Origin of the sequence: Sphaerotilus sp. (genome assembly GCF_031429695.1) — a bacterium.
GTDB lineage: Bacteria > Pseudomonadota > Gammaproteobacteria > Burkholderiales > Burkholderiaceae_C > Sphaerotilus.
Map to the genome: position 1 here is coordinate 1 of NZ_JANPAB010000059.1, position 18,182 is coordinate 18,182.

General features: G+C 63.7%; 15 protein-coding genes and 6 tRNA genes. 8 read left to right on the top strand and 13 right to left on the bottom strand.

Features of this window, described 5'->3' with window-relative positions; genetic code table 11:
* The first annotated feature begins 60 nt into the window (after window positions 1-60).
* The 3 genes from RMP06_RS11080 (at window position 61) to RMP06_RS11090 (ending at window position 2,814) form a co-directional block, all read left to right on the top strand.
* Window positions 61-1,131, top strand: coding sequence for an IS630 family transposase (locus RMP06_RS11080; protein WP_310461844.1), 1,071 nt, complete (start codon window positions 61-63; stop codon window positions 1,129-1,131).
* A gap of 1,070 nt (window positions 1,132-2,201) precedes the next feature.
* On the top strand, window positions 2,202-2,534 hold the full coding sequence (locus RMP06_RS11085; protein WP_310461845.1) for a transcriptional regulator: 333 nt from the start codon (window positions 2,202-2,204) through the stop codon (window positions 2,532-2,534).
* Entirely contained in the window at window positions 2,509-2,814 is a 306-nt protein-coding gene (locus RMP06_RS11090) for a helix-turn-helix domain-containing protein (RefSeq protein WP_310461846.1), read from the top strand. The genes RMP06_RS11085 and RMP06_RS11090 overlap by 26 nt, the downstream gene beginning before the upstream one ends.
* A 59-nt stretch (window positions 2,815-2,873) precedes the next feature.
* On the opposite strand, the gene RMP06_RS11095 is transcribed toward RMP06_RS11090, so the two are convergent.
* From RMP06_RS11095 to RMP06_RS11105, 3 genes are all read right to left on the bottom strand, one after another.
* Window positions 2,874-4,664 (bottom strand): acyl-CoA dehydrogenase, encoded by a 1,791-nt coding sequence (locus RMP06_RS11095; RefSeq protein ID WP_310461847.1) that lies wholly within the window; start codon window positions 4,662-4,664, stop codon window positions 2,874-2,876.
* Between the two features lie 107 nt (window positions 4,665-4,771).
* Window positions 4,772-5,707 carry an electron transfer flavoprotein subunit alpha/FixB family protein gene (locus RMP06_RS11100; RefSeq protein ID WP_310461848.1) on the bottom strand — a complete coding sequence of 312 codons (936 nt, stop codon included), beginning with the start codon at window positions 5,705-5,707 and terminating at the stop codon, window positions 4,772-4,774.
* A gap of 1 nt (window position 5,708) precedes the next feature.
* On the bottom strand, window positions 5,709-6,458 hold the full coding sequence (locus RMP06_RS11105) for an electron transfer flavoprotein subunit beta/FixA family protein (RefSeq protein WP_310461849.1): 750 nt from the start codon (window positions 6,456-6,458) through the stop codon (window positions 5,709-5,711).
* Between the two features lie 233 nt (window positions 6,459-6,691).
* Between RMP06_RS11105 and murI the strand changes: the two genes are divergently transcribed.
* From murI to RMP06_RS11130, 5 genes are all read left to right on the top strand, one after another.
* Complete coding sequence (murI, locus tag RMP06_RS11110; protein ID WP_310461850.1) at window positions 6,692-7,513, top strand: glutamate racemase; 822 nt, start codon at window positions 6,692-6,694, stop codon at window positions 7,511-7,513.
* Window positions 7,514-7,590: 77 nt separating this feature from the next.
* Entirely contained in the window at window positions 7,591-8,520 is a 930-nt protein-coding gene (gene osmF / locus RMP06_RS11115; RefSeq protein WP_310461851.1) for a glycine betaine ABC transporter substrate-binding protein OsmF, read from the top strand.
* A 7-nt stretch (window positions 8,521-8,527) separates the two neighbouring features.
* Window positions 8,528-9,697 (top strand): ABC transporter permease, encoded by a 1,170-nt coding sequence (locus RMP06_RS11120; protein ID WP_310461852.1) that lies wholly within the window; start codon window positions 8,528-8,530, stop codon window positions 9,695-9,697.
* Window positions 9,694-10,638 (top strand): ABC transporter ATP-binding protein, encoded by a 945-nt coding sequence (locus RMP06_RS11125; protein ID WP_310461879.1) that lies wholly within the window; start codon window positions 9,694-9,696, stop codon window positions 10,636-10,638. The genes RMP06_RS11120 and RMP06_RS11125 overlap by 4 nt, the downstream gene beginning before the upstream one ends.
* A gap of 14 nt (window positions 10,639-10,652) precedes the next feature.
* Window positions 10,653-11,357 (top strand): ABC transporter permease, encoded by a 705-nt coding sequence (locus tag RMP06_RS11130; RefSeq protein ID WP_310461853.1) that lies wholly within the window; start codon window positions 10,653-10,655, stop codon window positions 11,355-11,357.
* An 84-nt stretch (window positions 11,358-11,441) separates the two neighbouring features.
* Here the strand turns inward: RMP06_RS11130 and RMP06_RS11135 are convergent.
* The 10 genes from RMP06_RS11135 to RMP06_RS11180 all read right to left on the bottom strand — a co-directional run bounded on the left by RMP06_RS11135 (window position 11,442) and on the right by RMP06_RS11180 (window position 18,142).
* A tRNA-Gly gene (locus RMP06_RS11135) sits at window positions 11,442-11,517 on the bottom strand.
* Between the two features lie 26 nt (window positions 11,518-11,543).
* Window positions 11,544-11,636, bottom strand: a tRNA-Leu gene (locus RMP06_RS11140).
* Window positions 11,637-11,664: 28 nt separating this feature from the next.
* Window positions 11,665-11,740, bottom strand: a tRNA-Gly gene (locus tag RMP06_RS11145).
* Window positions 11,741-11,763: 23 nt separating this feature from the next.
* Window positions 11,764-11,837, bottom strand: a tRNA-Cys gene (locus tag RMP06_RS11150).
* A gap of 68 nt (window positions 11,838-11,905) precedes the next feature.
* Window positions 11,906-11,981, bottom strand: a tRNA-Gly gene (locus RMP06_RS11155).
* A 72-nt stretch (window positions 11,982-12,053) separates the two neighbouring features.
* Entirely contained in the window at window positions 12,054-14,477 is a 2,424-nt protein-coding gene (gene lon / locus RMP06_RS11160) for an endopeptidase La (protein WP_310461854.1), read from the bottom strand.
* Between the two features lie 80 nt (window positions 14,478-14,557).
* On the bottom strand, window positions 14,558-15,835 hold the full coding sequence (gene clpX / locus RMP06_RS11165) for an ATP-dependent Clp protease ATP-binding subunit ClpX (protein ID WP_310461855.1): 1,278 nt from the start codon (window positions 15,833-15,835) through the stop codon (window positions 14,558-14,560).
* A 45-nt stretch (window positions 15,836-15,880) separates the two neighbouring features.
* The gene (gene clpP, locus RMP06_RS11170) at window positions 15,881-16,489 is read right to left on the bottom strand and encodes an ATP-dependent Clp endopeptidase proteolytic subunit ClpP (protein ID WP_310461856.1); all 609 of its coding nucleotides are present in this window, start codon (window positions 16,487-16,489) and stop codon (window positions 15,881-15,883) included.
* A 206-nt stretch (window positions 16,490-16,695) separates the two neighbouring features.
* Window positions 16,696-18,003 (bottom strand): trigger factor, encoded by a 1,308-nt coding sequence (tig, locus tag RMP06_RS11175; protein ID WP_310461857.1) that lies wholly within the window; start codon window positions 18,001-18,003, stop codon window positions 16,696-16,698.
* 52 nt (window positions 18,004-18,055) lie between these two features.
* Window positions 18,056-18,142 (bottom strand) — tRNA-Leu (locus RMP06_RS11180).
* Between the last annotated feature and the right edge of the window lie 40 nt (window positions 18,143-18,182).

Below are 18,182 nucleotides of genomic sequence, written 5' to 3' on the forward strand. Positions count from 1 at the left end.
TTATTAACACCCTAATTAGAAGCAGTACACTGGACCATTGACCGGAAAGAGGTGAAGCCGATGACAACGCCAGACGGACGCCAACTCTCGGAAGAGTCGTTGCAATTGCTGCGCCGCCAAGCACACCGACTGCGGCACGAGATGAATCTGACGTGGGGGAACATCGCGGAGATTGTGGGGGTGAACCTGTCAACGCTGATGGTGTGGGTGAGGAGGTTTGATCTGAGCCGGGCGCAGGTGGGCGATGTAGCGTCGCTGCGGCGAGGCCGGGAGTACGGGCAAAAGCGCACGCTGAGCGAGGCGGACGAGCAGGCGTTGCGGGACGTGGTGCTGCACGAGACGCCGCAGGTGCTGGATCTGCCGTTTGCGCTGTGGAATCGCCACGCGGTGCAGCAGGCGGTGGAGGTGAAGTTCGGGGTGAAGATGCCCATCAGCACGGTGGGGGAGTACCTGAGGCGGTGGGGATGCACGCCGCAGAGGCCGACCAAGAAGGCGCAGGAGCAGGACGCGGTGGCGGTGAGTGAGTGGCAGGAGAAGGTGTATCCGGCCTTGCTGAAGCGGGCGAAGGCCGAAGGGGCGGAGATCTGCTGGGCGGACGAGACGGCGGTGAGGCAGGACACGGCGTGGGTGCGGGGATACGCGCCGGCCGGGCACACGCCGGAGCTGGTGCATCGGGTGAGGTGGAGTCACTTGACGATGATCTCGGCGCTGAGCAACCAGGGACAGGTGAGGTTCGCGCTGCACGAGGGGTCGATCAACGCGGAGCGGTTCATCGACTTCATGCAGGCGCTGGTGCATGACGTGCCGGCCGAGCGCAAAGTGTTCCTGATCGTGGACAACCTGCGGGTGCATCACTCGAAGGCGGCGCGGCAGTGGCTGGAGCGGGCGCAAAACCAGGCGCGGATCGAATTGTTTTACTTGCCGTCGTATGCGCCCGAGCACAACCCGGACGAGTGGATCAACCGGGATCTGAAAACGCATCTTCGCCAGGCAGCGCCCATCAAGGATGATTCGATGCTGCGCCGTCTGGCCGAGCAGTTCATGAACAAACTGCAGGCGTCCAGTGAGTTCGTGAAGACGTATTTCGAGCATACGCATACCCGGTATGCGACTGGGAACTGTGGTGTTTAGTTAGACTGTTAATAGCACAAAAATCTCAACTTTGGAGCCGCTGCAGTTCATTTAGAAAATCAAGCCCCATACCACACAAAACCAACTCAAGAACAATACCAAGCAGCGATCAAGTGAAGTAAATCACAACATATTCAGACCAAAAATACCCCATACACCAACATCTGCAACAAAGCATTCAACCACATCATATTCCTATGTTTAAGTCCAAATACACTGTTTTTTTCTGCACGATAATTTCCTGCGGCAGCGCTTTTTCCGGTGAAATGCCCCCATCATCCACCAAAGATTTTTGCGATCTAGCATCTAGTGTGGGTTACCCTTCGCGAGGTTTTCGCGTAAATAGCAATGGCTGCTCCTCTGAGATGGTTGACGTCCCCGGAAGCGCTTCAAGTAATGGCATCAGCAACAATATCGCATACTATGCCATAGGTGATTCTTACGGCAACGGTAGAATCGGAAAAGTTTCGATTATTTTGAATATAAATAACACCAAAAACAAATCTAGGTCATTAGATGAATTAATTAGTGTTGCAAATTACGTCGGGTACCAAGTTTTAGGTGGAATTCCGAAAGAATTTAGTGGGTTCGTGAAATCCGGAAAAAATGCCAAATGGCAATCAGGAGCGTGGCTTCTAGAAATTAAACATGACAGGTGGAGCACCGGGCTGGGTCAGGATATAAAAATCATGTACTATCCTAGATAACTTAAGCCCGCTCATTAAATATTCATCGAATATCCTAGTTTTTTAGGTGCAAAAAAATTTCGCAGTTCGGCCGAACATTATCGCTTGCAGACTCAGTGTCTGATTTTTTAGTCCCGACATGCCGCCTGCGTCAACCTTAGCCACCGGCGCCTGCCCAGACCTACGATCAGAACGCGTCCAGCGCCAACCCGCACACGGCCCCCGCCTCCGCCCACGATCGCATCCCGCAGGAGCAGTCTTAGCACCGTCATTAGAAGGTGCCCCTCATAGAACTACGCCGCGGTGACCCTGGCTTGCATGAGGGCGACAACCCCCAACTGATAAGGGTTGTACATGGTACGTCTTTGACGTACAGTGACGTTCATGTACACCATCGCAGAAACGCCCTCCTTCATCGAAGACGCGAAAAAACTGTGGACTGAAGAAGAGCGCGCTGCCTTTTGCGTATGGATCGCTGGCAACCCAGAGGCGGGCGATGTCATCCCCAGCAGTGGCGGCTGCCGCAAGGTGCGATGGTCTCGGCCCGGCATGGGCAAGCGCGGAGGTGTCAGAGTGATCTACTTCACTCGCCTGCCATTCGGCAAGATATGGCTCCTCGTCATCTACGCCAAGGCGGTCAGAGGCAACATCCCTGGCCATATTCTCAAAGCCGTTCGTGAGGCCATTGAAAATGAAGAATCGTCGCCAACCCACTGACACCCTGTCCGGCACCGAACTCGGCCTGAAACTCCTTCAATCCGTCAAGGAAATGCAGGCAGGCCAAGCCGCCAGAATCACCGAGGTCGAGCTGAACGAAGTCGCAGACGCCCGCCAACAGACCGGGCTGTCGCAAGCTCAGTTTGCCGAAGCACTGTGCATTTCAAAGCGCACGCTGCAAGAGTGGGAACAAGGTCGGCGCTCGCCTTCCGGGGCCGCGCAAGCATTGATCCGAATTGCTCGCAAACACCCCGAGGTCTTGCTGGAATCCCTCGGGTAAAACAAAAAGGGCAGCCACCCCATCAGGCTGGCTGCCCTGCCCTCTAGATCAACGCCCGATCAGAACGCATCCAGCGCCATCGCACACACCGAGTCCGCGCCCGCGACAATCGCATCCCGCAGCCCCGGCACCTTCACCAGAATGTGCTCCGCATAGAACTGCGCCGTGGTGATCTTGGCCTGCATGAAGGCGACGTCCTCGCCCTCGTTGATGCAGTCCTGCGCGGCCAGCAGCGCGCGGCCCATCTGCCAGCCCGCCATCAGGTTGCCGGCGAGCATCAGGTAAGGCACCGAGCCGGCGTAGGCCGCATTCGGGTTGCTGCGGCTGTTGCCGGCGATGAACGCCACCGCGTCGAGGAAGGCCAGCCGCGCCGCCGTCAGGTTCCTGGCGAACGACTGGGCCGCCACGCTGTCCCGCGCCGCCAGCAGCGCCTCGGTCTGCTCGATCTGCCCGGCCAACGCCTTGGCGGTCTGCCCACCATCACGCCCGGTCTTGCGCCCCACGAGGTCGTTCGCCTGGATGGCGGTCGTGCCTTCGTAGATGGTGAGGATCCGGGCGTCGCGGTAGTACTGCGCCGCGCCGGTCTCCTCGATGAAGCCCATGCCGCCATGCACCTGCACGCCCAGGCTCGTGACCTCCTGGCTCATCTCGGTCGAGTAGCCCTTCACCAGCGGCACCATGAACTCGTAGAAGGTCTGGTTGGCCTTGCGGGTGTCGGCGTCCGGGTGGTGGTGCGCGGCGTCATAGGCGGCGCCGGCCACCAGCGCCAGCGAGCGGCAGCCCTCGGTGTAGGCGCGCATCGTCATCAGCATCCGGCGCACGTCGGCGTGGTGGATGATCGCCGCCGCGCCCGGGGTCGAGCCGTCCACAGGGCGCGACTGCACGCGGTCACGGGCAAATTGCACCGCCTTCTGGTACGCCCGCTCGGCCACCGCGATGCCCTGCACGCCCACCGCGAAGCGGGCCGCGTTCATCATGATGAACATGTACTCCAGGCCGCGGTTCTCCTGACCCACCAGCGTGCCGATCGCCCCGCCGTGGTCCCCGAACTGCAGCACCGCGGTCGGACTGGCCTTGATGCCGAGCTTGTGCTCGATCGACACGCAGTGCGCGTCGTTGCGGGCGCCCAGGCTGCCGTCGTCGTTCACCAGGAACTTCGGCACGACGAACAGGCTGATGCCCTTCACGCCTTCCGGGGCACCGGCCACACGGGCCAGCACCAGATGGACGATGTTCTCGGCCATGTCGTGTTCGCCGTAGGTGATGAAGATCTTGGTGCCGAAGATCTTGTAGGTGCCATCCGGCTGCGGCTCGGCCCGGGTGCGCACGGCGGCCAGATCGGAGCCGGCCTGCGGCTCGGTCAGGTTCATGGTGCCGGTCCAGCGGCCTTCGACCATCGGCGTCAGGTAGATCGCCTTCTGCGCGTCCGAACCGGCGGTCAGCAGCGCCTCGATCGCGCCGTCCGTCAGCAGCGGGCACAGCGCGAAGCTCAGGTTGGCGCTGTTGATCATCTCGATGCAGGCCGCGCCGATCGCCTTGGGCAAGCCCTGGCCGCCGAACTCCTCGGGGTGCTGCAGGCCCTGCCAGCCGCCTTCGCCGAGCTGACGGAATGCTTCCTTGAAGCCGGGCGTGGTGGTGACGACGCCGTCTTTCCACGACGAGGGCTGCTGGTCACCCACCCAGTTCAGCGGGGCAACCACGTTCTCGTTGAACTTGGCGCATTCTTCGAGCACCGCCTGGGCGGTGTCGAGGCCGTGGTCAGCGAACTGGGGGATCTGGGTGAGCTGTTCCAGGCCAGCCAGTTCCTTGAGGCCGAAGAGGAAATCCTTGACGGGGGCGCGGTAGGTCATTTTTCGGGGTCTTTCTTCTGGGGTTCTTGGTCTCGGGACGGAAAAAAGGCGCCACAACAACCGGTTGGGCGCCTTCGGTGAGCCGTGTCAGCAGTGACGACCGAGGGTCACAGCGCCTTCACCAGCTCAGGCACGGCGGTGAAGAGGTCGGCTTCGAGGCCGTAGTCGGCGACGGAGAAGATCGGGGCTTCCGGATCCTTGTTGATCGCCACGATCACCTTGGAGTCCTTCATGCCGGCCAGATGCTGGATCGCGCCGCTGATGCCGCAGGCGATGTACAGGCTCGGCGCCACGATCTTGCCGGTCTGCCCGACCTGCCAGTCGTTGGGCGCGTAGCCCGCATCGACCGCCGCACGGCTCGCGCCGAGCGCAGCACCCAGCTTGTCCGCCAGCGGGATCAGCACTTCATTGAACTTGTCGCTGGAGCCGAGCGCGCGGCCACCGGAGACGATGATCTTGGCGGCGGTCAGCTCGGGGCGGTCGTTCTTGGTGACTTCCCGGCCGACGAACTGGCTCTTGCCCGAGTCGGCCACAGCGGCGACGGATTCCACGGCCGCCGATCCGCCCGTGGTCGCCGCAGCATCGAAGCCGGTCGTGCGCACGGTGATGACCTTCACCGCGTCGGTGCTCTGGACCGTGGCGATGGCGTTGCCGGCGTAGATCGGGCGCTCGAAGGTGTCGCCGCTGATGACCTTGGTGATGTCGGTCACCTGGGCCACGTCGAGCTTCGCGGCCACGCGCGGGGCGACGTTCTTGCCGCTGGCGGTCGCCGGGAACAGCAGGTGGCTGTAAGCACCGGCCACGGCCAGCACCTGCGCCGCGAGGTTCTCGGCCAGACCGTCAGCGAGGCTGGCGCCATCGGCGTGCAGCACCTTGGTCACGCCAGCGATCTGCGCTGCAGCCGCTGCCGCACCGGCCGCGTTCGCGCCCGCCACCAGCACATGCACTTCACCGAGCTGCGCCGCAGCGGTCACGGTGTTGAGCGTCGCGCCCTTGATGTGGGCACCGTCGTGTTCAGCAATAACGAGTACGGATGCAGCCATCTCAGATCACCTTCGCTTCGTTCTTCAGCTTGGCGACCAGCGCCGCCACGTCCGCCACCTTCACGCCCGCACCGCGCTTGGCCGGCTCGGCGACCTTCAGCGTCTTGATGCGCGAGGTGACATCCACGCCCAGCGCATCGGGCTTGATGACTTCGAGCGGCTTCTTCTTCGCCTTCATGATGTTCGGCAGCGTGACGTAACGCGGCTCGTTCAGGCGCAGGTCGGTGGTGATGATCGCGGGCAGCGACACCGACACCGTTTCCAGACCGCCGTCCACTTCGCGGGTCACCACGGCGCGGCCATCCACCACCGCGACCTTGGAGGCGAAGGTGGCTTGCGGCAAATCGGCCAGCGCGGCCAGCATCTGCCCGGTCTGGTTGCAGTCGTCGTCGATCGCCTGCTTGCCCAGGATCACCAGGCCCGGCTGTTCGCGGTCCACCAGCGCCTTGAGCAGCTTGGCCACCGCCAGCGGCTGCAGCTCGTCCGCACACTCGACCAGAATGCCCCGGTCGGCGCCGATGGCCATCGCCGTGCGCAGCGTCTCCTGGCACTGCGTGACGCCGCACGAGACGGCGATGATCTCCGTGACCACGCCCTTCTCCTTCAGCCGCACCGCCTCTTCGACGGCGATCTCGTCGAAGGGGTTCATGCTCATCTTCACGTTGGCGATGTCCACCCCCGTGCCATCGGATTTGACGCGGACCTTGACGTTGTAGTCGACGACCCGCTTGACGGGTACGAGTGCCTTCATGCGAAGTTCTCCAGTATTGGAATGGATCTGAATACGGACGGCGGGAATGCAATTCTAGAGGCCGCCCCACGGCGAATTGCGACGGATTGTGGCAGTGCGACCTGCCTCGTCAAAAAAAGCACGACCGTTCGATTTTAGCCATTCTTGCCGCACTGCACCATTGGTGCGCCCCACTTTTTGCATCAGGGAACACCCGCGGGTGCCATGCAGGCGCTGCTAGACTGGCGCTCCGCATGACGATCCCCGCGCCCTCCTCCGTCCCCCGCATCGGCGTGTTCGACTCCGGGCTGGGCGGCTTGTCGGTGCTGCGGGCCATCCGCCAGCGTCTGCCGGAGGCCCAATTGCTGTACGTCGCCGATTCCGGTCACGCGCCGTATGGCGAACGCAGCGATGACTACATCTGCGCCCGCTCGCTGGCGATCGCCGAGTTTCTGTATGGGCAAGGGGCGCAACTGCTGGTGATCGCGTGCAACACCGCCACCGCCGCCGCCGCGACCGCTGTGCGCAGCCGCTATCCCGAGGGGCGCATCGTCGGCGTCGAGCCGGGCCTGAAACCCGCCGCCGCGCTGACCCGCAACGGCCGTGTCGGTGTCATGGCCACCAGCGGCACGCTGCGCAGCGAACGCTTTCGCCTGCTCGCCCAAGCGCACACCACCCACATCGACCTGCGCCTGCAAGCCTGCACGGGGCTGGCCGCGGCGATCGAGTCTGGCGAGGTGGACGCCCCCGCCGTGCGCGAGCGGGTCGCCACCCACTGCGCCGCCTTGCGCGAACAGGACGTGGACACGGTGGTCCTCGGCTGCACCCACTATCCCTTCGTTGCCCACCACATCCAGGCCGAGATGGGTCCGGACGTGCGGCTGATCGACACCTCGGACGCGGTAGCGCGGCGCACCGTGGCGCTGGCCAGCGGCCTGCCTGCCATGCCGGGATCGGCCGTGACCCAGCCCGCCCGCCTGTGGACCACCGGCGACCTCGGCACGCTGCAGGATTTCGCCCAGCGCTGGCTTGATTTTCCCTGCACGCTGGCCCCGTGGACGACACCGGCCGGCTGACGCGAAAAATCGCCCATTCGCTTATAGTGGCCCCGCGATTTGCCAACCAGTTCACGCTTGCCCGTCAGGAGTCCCCGATGCACGCCTCCCGCTTCACCCGCCGCTGTTTCACCGGAACCCTGCTGGCAGCGCTGCTGGCCAGTGGTGCCGCCCAAGCCCAGACCGCCGTGCGCGTTGGCTCCAAGATCGACACCGAGGGCTCGCTGCTCGGCAACCTGATCATCCAGGTGCTCGAAGCCGGCGGCATCCGCACCGAGAACAAGGTGCAGCTCGGCAACACCAAGATCGTGCGCGGCGCCCTCACCGCTGGCGAGATCGACATCTACCCCGAGTACACCGGCAACGGTGCCTTCATGTTCTCGGTCGAGAAGGATCCGGCGTGGAAGGACGCCAAGGCGGGCTACGAGAAGGTCAAGGCGCTCGATTTCCAGGCCAACAAGATCGTCTGGCTGGAACCCGCGCCCGCCAACAACACCTGGGCCATCGCCATCCGCAAGGATGTGGCGACCGCCAACAAGCTCAAGACGCTGGACGACATGGGCCGCTGGATCGCGGGTGGGGGCAAATTCAAGCTCGCCGCTTCCGCCGAATTCATCGAGCGGCCTGACGCCCTGCCGGCCTTCCAGACGGCCTACGGGTTCAAGCTCAAGCAGGACCAGTTGCTGACGCTGGCCGGCGGCGACACCACGGTGACCATCAAGGCCGCCGCCGAGCAGACTTCGGGGGTCAACGCCGCGATGGCCTACGGCACCGACGGGCCGGTGGCGGCCCTGGGGCTGGTGGTGATGGACGACCCGAAGGGCGTGCAGCCGATCTACGCGCCCGCGCCGATCGTGCGCGCCGAGGTGCTGGAAAAAAACCCGAAGATCCGCGACCTGCTCGCGCCGGTGTTCAAGACGCTGGACGGCCCGACGCTGCAGGCGCTCAACGCCCGCATCGCGCTGGGTGGCGAAGATGCCAAGAAGGTCGCCGCCAGCTACCTGAAGGCCAAGGGTTTCGTCAAGTAAGCCACCCATGCGCGACCGGCTCCGCCATCCGGTGCTGATCGTGCTGCTGCTGGCGGGATTGGCTGCGGCACTCGGCCTGTCCTTCGTGACCCAGGCGCCGAACCGGCTCCTCTCGGGTGTCGGTGTGCCTCTGGCCGAAGTGGTTGGCGTCGGGGCGCACCGCGCCTGGGCACTGGCGCCCGTGCTGCTGCTGGTGGCAGCGGCCTTTTGCACACCTGCTGCAGCGCCGACACGCTGGCTGACCCTGCTCGGCGCCACCGGCAGTCTGGCGGGGTTCACCTGGCTGGCAGGCACACACGCCAGCGCCCTGCTGTCCGACGAGCTGCCCTTGAGCCGCACCTCGCTGGGTGGCGCTTACTGGGCACTGGCGGTGCTGTGTGGCCTGGCTGCGGCCGAGGCGCTGCGCGGCTGGTCGAGCCGCGCCGTGCTGTCGCTGGCAGGCAGTGCATGTGTCGCAGTGCCGGTCATCGCACTGGTGTGGCACGGGGATCTCGACACCCTCTCGCTGCTGAAGGAATACGACAACCGGCAGGACGTCTTCGATGCGGCACTGCAGCGGCATCTGCTGCTGGTGTTCGCGACACTGGTGCCGACTGTGCTCATTGGCGGGCCACTCGGCGTGCTCGCGGTGCGGCGTCCGTCGGTGCAGCCCGCGCTGCTGTCGGCGCTGAACCTGATCCAGACGGTGCCGTCGATCGCGTTGTTCGCGCTGCTCATGGCGCCGCTGGCCGCGATGGCCGCCCAGTGGCCGACGCTTGCGCGCTGGGGGGTGAGCGGCATCGGCGTAGCGCCAGCCGTCACGGCGCTGACCCTGTATTCGCTGCTGCCCATCGTGCGCAGCACGATGGCAGGGCTGGGCCAGATCGCGCCCGGCGTGCTCGACGCCGCGCGCGGCATGGGCATGACCCGGGGGCAGATCTTCTGGCGGGTCGAGGTGCCACTGGCCTGGCCGGTCTGGCTGTCGGGACTGCGGGTGAGCACGGTGCAGACGCTGGGGCTGGCGATGGTGTCGGCGCTGATTGGTGCGGGCGGATTCGGGGCGGTGATGTTCCAGGGTCTGCTGAGCAGCGCGGTGGACCTGGTGCTGCTCGGCGTCGTGCCAGTGGTGGCGCTGGCAGCGGTGACCGATGCCCTGTTCAAGGTGCTCGCGCAGTGGACAACGCAGGGAACGCGATGATCGAATTCCAGCAGGTAGGCAAGTCCTTCGGTGGCCAGGCGGTGGTCGAGGACATCTCGCTCACCATCGCGCAAGGCGAGTTCGCTGTCCTGATCGGCCGCTCTGGCTCAGGCAAATCGACCACGCTGAAAATGGTCAACCGCCTGGTCGAACACGACCGGGGCCGCATCCTGTTCGCTGGACAGGAGATCCGTTCGTTCCAGCCCGAGGAGCTTCGACGCCGCATGGGCTATGCGATCCAGTCGACTGGCCTGTTTCCACACTGGACGGTCGAGCGCAACATTGCCTGTGTGCCGGAGTTGCTGAAATGGCCGGCGGCGCGCATCCGCGACCGGGTCACCGAGTTGCTCGAACTGCTGCAACTGCCCCCCGATCTCTTCCGGGACCGCTTTCCGCACCAGCTTTCGGGCGGCCAGCAGCAGCGTGTCGGCGTGGCCCGCGCGCTGGCGGCAGACCCGGACGTGCTGCTGATGGACGAGCCGTTTGGCGCACTGGATCCGATCACCCGGGAGGCCTTGCAGTCCGAACTCGCCCGCATCCATCAACTGTCCGGCAAGACCATCGTGCTGGTGACACACGACATCGACGAGGCATTGCGACTGGGCAGCCGCATCGTGCTGCTGGACCATGGGCGCATCGTGCAGACAGGAACGCCGCGCCAACTGCTGGCGGAGCCGGCCAACGATTTTGTGCGTGACTTCATTGGCCGCAGCGACGCGGGGCTGCGCCTGTTGGCATTGGAAACTGTGGCCAGTCGGATGCGGCACGGGCCGGCTGTGTCAACGACATCCGTGGCATTGCGCAGCACGGACTCTCTGCGGGAGGCCCTGTCGATGCTGCTTGCGCACGGTGTGTCGCACTTGCCCGTGGTCGATGGTGCGGGCCAGTCCTGCGGGCAGCTGCACCTGGCCGATCTGGTGCAAGTGCGTAGTGGGCCATGAGGCGACACCGCTGGATGGATCCGCTGCCGTGGGCCCTGCTCCTGCTGGTCGGACTCACGCTGGGCATGCCGACGCTCAAGCCGCTGTTCGCAGCAGGCTTCCCGGCACTCGACCGCCCGATGTATGAGCAGGACAGCTTTTCGGCACTGATGCTGTCGCACATCGGGCTGGTGGCGGCGTCCAGCCTGGTGTCCGTGCTGCTGGGCTGGACAGCGGGTGTGTTTGCCACTCGACCATCGGGGCAGGTGTTTCGCCCGTTGATCGAAACCATTGTCGCGATGGGCCAGACCATCCCGCCGGTGGCGGTGCTGGCGATTGCCGCACCGCTGATCGGCTTTGGAGAAGCGCCGGCCCTGATCGCGCTGGCGCTGTATGGTCTGCTGCCGGTGGTTCAACAGACCCTGGTCGGACTCGGTTCGGTACCCGAGGACGTGCTGGACGCGGCGATCGGGCTGGGCATGACACCGGCTCAGCGTCTGTGGCAGGTCGAGTGGCCGCTGGCGTGGCCCGTGGTGCTGTCGGGTGTACGCACCTCGGTGGTCATCAACATCGGGACTGCCGCGATCGCCTCGACGGTAGGGGCCAAGACGCTGGGATCACCGATCATCGTCGGCCTCAGCGGATTCAATACCGCCTATGTGCTGCAGGGCGCCGTGCTGGTCGGGCTGCTGGCAGTGGTGGTCGATCTGGGTTTCGAACGCTTGATGCCGAAACGCTGACACCAAGCACTAACCACACCACAAAACAAACAAGCCGTCACAGTGGACGGCTTGTTTGTTTTGTACAACTTTTAGTACTTGTACTGGAGCGGGAAACGAGACTCGAACTCGCGACCTCAACCTTGGCAAGGTTGCGCTCTACCAACTGAGCTATTCCCGCAATACTCTTCAATTGACCAACGAATCTGGTGCCCGGGACGGGAATCGAACCCGTACGCCCCCTCTCGGGAAAGCGGCGGATTTTAAGTCCGCAGTGTCTACCAATTTCACCACCCGGGCGGCTGATCAGCCCCCGACAAGACAAAACTGGAGCGGGAAACGAGACTCGAACTCGCGACCTCAACCTTGGCAAGGTTGCGCTCTACCAACTGAGCTATTCCCGCATTCAACTTCATGGATCAGATGCTGGAGGCGCGGAGTGGAGTCGAACCACCCTACACGGATTTGCAATCCGCTGCATAACCGCTTTGCTACCGCGCCACTGACCCTCTTCACCAATAAAAAAGGAAGCTAACTTGCGCTCCCTTTTTCAGAAACCTGTACAGCACTGGAGCGGGAAACGAGACTCGAACTCGCGACCTCAACCTTGGCAAGGTTGCGCTCTACCAACTGAGCTATTCCCGCATCGACTTGTGTCGAGAACGAAAGTATAGAACAAATCATTCTCGACGCACAAGCATTTCAGGCCAGTTTTTTTCAGTGCTTGGTCGCAGCTTCCACCACGACCGCCACCACAGGCTCCACCTTGGCGGCCTCGACCACCTTGGGCTCGTCCTCGGGCAAGGGCTGCGGCTGACGCTCCAGCGCAATTTCCAGCACCTTGTCGATCCAGCGGACGGGAATGATCTCCATCTGGCTCTTCACGTTCTCGGGAATGTCCTGGAGATCCTTGGCGTTGGCCTCGGGGATCAGCACCGTCTTGATGCCACCACGGTGGGCCGCCAGCAGCTTCTCCTTCAGCCCGCCGATCTCCGTGACCTCGCCGCGCAGCGTGATCTCGCCCGTCATGGCGACATCCGCACGCACCGGAATCCCGGTCAGCGCAGACACGAAGGCCGTCGTCATCGCAGCACCCGCGCTCGGACCGTCCTTCGGCGTCGCGCCATCCGGCACGTGGATGTGGATGTCGCGCTTCTCGAACAGCTCTTCCTTGATGCCGAGTCGTGCCGCACGGCTGCGCACCACGGTGCGCGCCGCCTCGACCGACTCCTTCATCACGTCGCCGAGCGAGCCGGTGCGGATGATCACGCCCTTGCCCGTCATGATCGCCGCCTCGATGGTCAGCAGATCACCGCCCACCTCGGTCCACGCCAGGCCATTGACCTGCCCGATCTGGTTCTGCTTCTCGGCTTCACCGTAGCTGTACTTGCGCACGCCCAGGAAGTCGTTCAGGTTGGCCGCATCGACCGTCACGCGTCCTTCGTACTTCTTCAGCGACAACCCCTTCACCACCTTGCGGCAGATCTTGGAGATCTCGCGTTCGAGCGAACGCACACCGGCCTCGCGTGTGTAGTAGCGGATGATGCCGCGGATCGCATCTTCGGCAATCGTCAGCTCCTCGTCCTTCACCCCGTTGTTGGTGCGTTGCTTGGGCAGGAGATAACGCTGGGCGATCGAGACCTTCTCGTCCTCGGTGTAACCCGCCAGGCGGATCACTTCCATCCGGTCCAGCAGCGCCGGCGGGATGTTCAGCGAGTTCGACGTGGCGATGAACATCACGTCGGACAGGTCGAAATCCACCTCGACGTAGTGGTCGCCGAACGTATGGTTCTGCTCAGGGTCCAGCACCTCCAGCAGCGCCGACGACGGATCACCCCGGAAATCGGTGCCCAGCTTGTCGATCTCGTCGAGCAGGAACAGCGGGTTGCGCACGCCGACCTTGCTGAGGCTCTGCAGCACCTTGCCCGGCATCGAACCGATGTAGGTGCGGCGGTGGCCGCGGATCTCGGCCTCATCGCGCACGCCGCCCAGCGCCATGCGCACGAACTTGCGCCCGGTCGCCCGCGCCACCGACTGCCCCAGCGAGGTCTTGCCCACGCCCGGAGGACCGACCAGGCACAGGATCGGCGCCTTGACCTTCTCGACACGCTGCTGCACCGCAAGATACTCAAGGATGCGTTCCTTGACCTTGTCGAGGCCGTAGTGGTCCTCGTTCAGCACGCCTTCGGCGAACGGCAGGTCGTGCTTGACCTTGCTCTTCTTCGCCCACGGCAGGTTGACCAGCGTCTCGATGAAGTTGCGCACCACCGTGGCTTCGGCCGACATCGGCGACATCAGCTTGAGCTTCTTCAGCTCGCCATCGGCCTTCTTGCGCGCTTCCTTGGACATGCGCGCGGCGGTGATCTTCTTCTCCAGCTCCTCGAAGTCGGCGCCTTCTTCGCCTTCGCCGAGTTCCTTCTGGATCGCCTTGACCTGCTCGTTCAGGTAGTACTCGCGCTGGCTCTTCTCCATCTGGCGCTTGACGCGGCCACGGATGCGCTTTTCCACCTGCAGGATATCGACCTCGTGCTCCAGCAGCTCCAGCAGCTTCTCCAGCCGCTTCGCCACGGGCACCAGATCGAGGATGACCTGCTTGTTTTCGAGCTTGAGCGGCAGGTGCGCGGCGATCGTGTCCGACAGCCGGCCCGCATCATCAATGCCAGCGATCGACGTGAGGATCTCGGGCGGGATCTTCTTGTTCAGCTTGACGTACTGGTCAAACTGCTGCGTCACGGCGCGGCGCAGCGCCTCGATCTCGGGCGTACCCTGGTCGGGCACCGGCACCGGCGAGACAACCGAAGTGAAGTACTCGCCACTGTCATCAATGCTGACGGTATTGGCGCGCTGCAGGCCCTCGACCAGCACCTTCACGGTGCCGTCCGGCAGCTTCAACATCTGCAGGATGCTGGAGACGCAGCCCGTCTCGAACATGTCGTCCGATTTCGGCTCGTCCTTGCCAGCGGCTTTCTGCGCCACCAGCATGATCTGGCGACCCGCTTCCATCGCGGCTTCGAGCGCCTTGATGGACTTCGGCCGTCCCACGAACAGCGGGATGACCATGTGCGGAAAGACCACGACATCGCGCAGCGGCAACAGCGGCAGCGTGATCGGGTCCGGGGGAAGAATGGGGTGGCCTGACATCAGAACCTCTCTTTCTGCGCTCCCATCTGGGAGCACATCGCCGGTTTGCAAGAGTCAGTGGCAAACCGGCGCGGATGCACTCAGGCGCTGGCCTTGGCCTGCTCGTGGTAGACGAGCAGGGGCTTGGTGTTGTCCTCGATGGTGTGCTCGTCGATGACGACCTTGGCGACACCGTGGAACGTGGGCAAGTCGAACATGGTGTCCATCAGGGCCAGCTCGATGATCGAGCGCAGCCCGCGGGCACCGGTCTTGCGGTTGAGCGCCTTCTTGGCGATGGCGGTCAAGCCGGAGGGACGAACCTCCAGATCCACCCCGTCCATCGCAAACAGCTTCTGGTACTGCTTGACCAGCGCGTTCTTCGGCTCGGTGAGGATCTGCACCATCGCGTCTTCGGTCAACTCGCCCAGCGTGGCGATCACCGGCAAGCGGCCGATCAGCTCGGGGATGAGACCGAACTTGATCAAGTCTTCCGGTTCGACCTCGCGGAACGCCTCACCAGCACTGCGCTCGGACTTGGCCTTGACCGAGGCCCCGAAGCCAATGCCCGACTTTTCGGACCGGTTGGCGATGACCTTTTCCAGCCCGTCGAACGCACCGCCGCAGATGAACAGGATGTTGGTCGTGTCGATCTGCAGGAAGTCCTGGTTCGGGTGCTTGCGGCCACCCTGGGGCGGCACCGAGGCCATCGTGCCTTCGACCAGCTTGAGCAGCGCCTGCTGGACACCCTCGCCGGACACGTCGCGCGTGATTGACGGGTTGTCCGACTTGCGGCTGATCTTGTCGATCTCGTCGATGTAGACGATGCCGCGCTGGGCACGTTCGACCTCGTAGTTGCAGTTCTGCAGCAGCTTCTGGATGATGTTCTCGACATCCTCGCCCACGTAGCCGGCTTCGGTCAGCGTGGTAGCGTCGGCGATCACGAAGGGCACATTCAGCAGGCGAGCGAGCGTCTGGGCCAGCAGCGTCTTGCCGGAACCGGTCGGGCCAATCAGCAGGATGTTGCTCTTGGACAGCTCGACCTCGTCGCCCTTGACCTTGCCCGCCATGTGTTTCAGGCGCTTGTAGTGGTTGTAGACGGCCACCGCCAGCGTGCGCTTGGCCTGATCCTGGCCAATGACGTACTGGTCGAGACTGGCCTTGATGTCGCTGGGCACCGGCAGGTCATCGCGGTTCGTCTTGCCACCAGGGACATCGGCGGCTGGTGCCTCATCGCGGACGATGTCGTTGCACAGCTCGATGCACTCGTCGCAGATGAACACCGACGGGCCAGCGATCAGCTTCTTGACCTCGTGCTGGCTCTTGCCGCAGAACGAGCAGTACAGCGTCTTTTCGCCGGAGGAGCCTTTTTTCTCGGGCATGGAATGCGGCCTTGTCGAGTCGGGAGAAATGGAATGCGGAACGGATCAGGCGCGCTTGCTGATCACTTGGTCGATCAGGCCATAGGTCTGGGCTTCAGCGGCGGTCATGTAGTAGTCGCGCTCGGTGTCGGCCTGGATCTTCTCCAGCGGCTGGCCCGACCGGTCGGCCAGGATGCGGTTGAGCTGCTCGCGGGTCTTGAGGATCTCGCGGGCGTGGATCTCAATGTCGGTGGCCTGACCCTGCGCGCCGCCGAGGGGCTGGTGGATCATGATCTTGGCGTTCGGCAGCGCAAAACGCTTGCCCTTCTCGCCGGCCGTCAGCAGGAAGGCGCCCATGCTCGCCGCCATGCCCATGCACAGCGTGGAGACTTGCGGCTTGATGAACTGCATCGTGTCGAAGATCGACATGCCAGCCGAGACGCTTCCACCGGGTGAGTTGTTGTAGAGCGTATTGTCCGGGTCGGGATTTTCGCTTTCCAGGAACAGCAACTGGGCCACCACCAGATTGGCAACCTGGTCATTGACGGGGCCAACCAGGAAAATGACCCGCTCGCGCAGCAAGCGCGAGTAGATGTCATAGGAGCGCTCGCCGCGTCCGGATTGTTCGATGACGATGGGCACCATGCCCAGGTTCTGCGTGTCGATTGCGCTCATTGAAGACCCTTGAAACATCACTGTGTCGCGCTGATGACCGCTCTGGACCGCTCGGGGGCGGGTCGGCCATCAGCGATGAACCCGATTATGGGGGTTGCTGACATTCAACGCCGGACACGGGGGAGGCCATCATGTGACAAGGGGCGCTCGTGGCGCCCCTTGTTCCGGCTTTACCGACGGCAACCGTCGGCTAGCTTGGTGGTGGTTCAGGCCCCCATCAGCTCGTCGAATGCCAGCGCCTTGTCCGTGACCTTGGCCTGGCCCAGCACGAAGTCGGACACGTTGGCCTCGATGACCACCGCTTCGACCTCGGCCAGACGCTGCTTGTCGCCCATGTACCAGGCCATGACCTGGGCTGGCTGCTCGTAGCTCTGCGCCATCTCTTCGATGTGGGCGCGGATCTGGTCCGGCGTGGCGGCCAGTGCGTGCGTGCGCACGACCTCAGCCACCGTCAGGCCCAGGCGCACACGGCGCTCGGCCTGCGGCTGGAACACTTCGTTCGGGATCGGCGCAGTGTCCGCATCCTTCACGCCGCGCTGCTTCAGATCGGCACGGGCGTTCTCGACCAGACGACCCAGTTCGTTCTCGACCAGCGCCTTGGGCAGGTCGAACGAGGTCGCCGCCTCCAGTGCGGCCATCACGGACTGCTTGTTGCGGGCGGCAACGCGGAACTTGACTTCGCGCTCCAGGTTCTTCTTGATGTTGGCGCGCAGCCCTTCGACGCTGGCGTCGGGGATACCCAGCGATTCGGCGAAGGCCACATCGACTGCCGGCAGGTTCTGCTGCTCGACCTTCTTCAGCGTGACGAGGAAGTCGGCTTCCTTGCCGGCCACGTCTGCACCGTGGTAGTCGTCGGGGAACTTCAGCGGGAAGGTCTTGGACTCGCCGGCCTTCATGCCGCGCACCGCGGTCTCGAAGGCTTCGAGCATGCGGCCTTCGCCCAGCAGGAACTGGAAGGCTTCTGCCTGGCCGCCCTGGAAGCTGTCGCCGTCGATCTTGCCGTCGAAGTCGATGGTCACGCGGTCGCCATCGGCGGCCACGTCGTCGGCGGCGCGCTCGGTGAAGGTGCGGCGCTGCTTGCGCAGGATGTCCACCGTGCGGTCGATGGCGGCTTCCGTGACTTCGGAAGACACACGCTCGATCTCGACGGCGCTCAGGTCGCCGACCACCACGTCCGGGTAAACCTCGAACACCGCGTCGAAGGCGACGTTGCCTTCGGAGGCTTCTTCCTTCTCGGTAATGCGGGGCGTGCCGGCCACGCGGACCTGCGCTTCGTTGGCCGCGTCCTGGAAAGCCTGACCGACCTTGTCGTTCATGACTTCGTACTGGACCGAGTAGCCGTAACGCTGGGCGATCACGGACATCGGCACCTTGCCGGGACGGAACCCGTCGATCTTGACCGTGCGCGCCATCCGCTTGAGGCGGTTGGCGACCTCGTTCTGGAGTTCGGTGGCCGACAGGGTCAGCGTGATGCGGCGCTCGAGCTTGTCGAGGGTTTCCACAGTAACAGCCATGTTCTGAAGCTCTTTAGGTTGCTTGAATCTGGGGGAGGTTGCGTGCCTGGTGTGGTGCGCGGGGTCGGACTCGAACCGACACGCCCGTGAAGGCGTCAGGACCTAAACCTGGTGCGTCTACCAATTTCGCCACCCGCGCGGCACGCGTCGGAAATTCCCGGAACTTTGGATTCTAACCC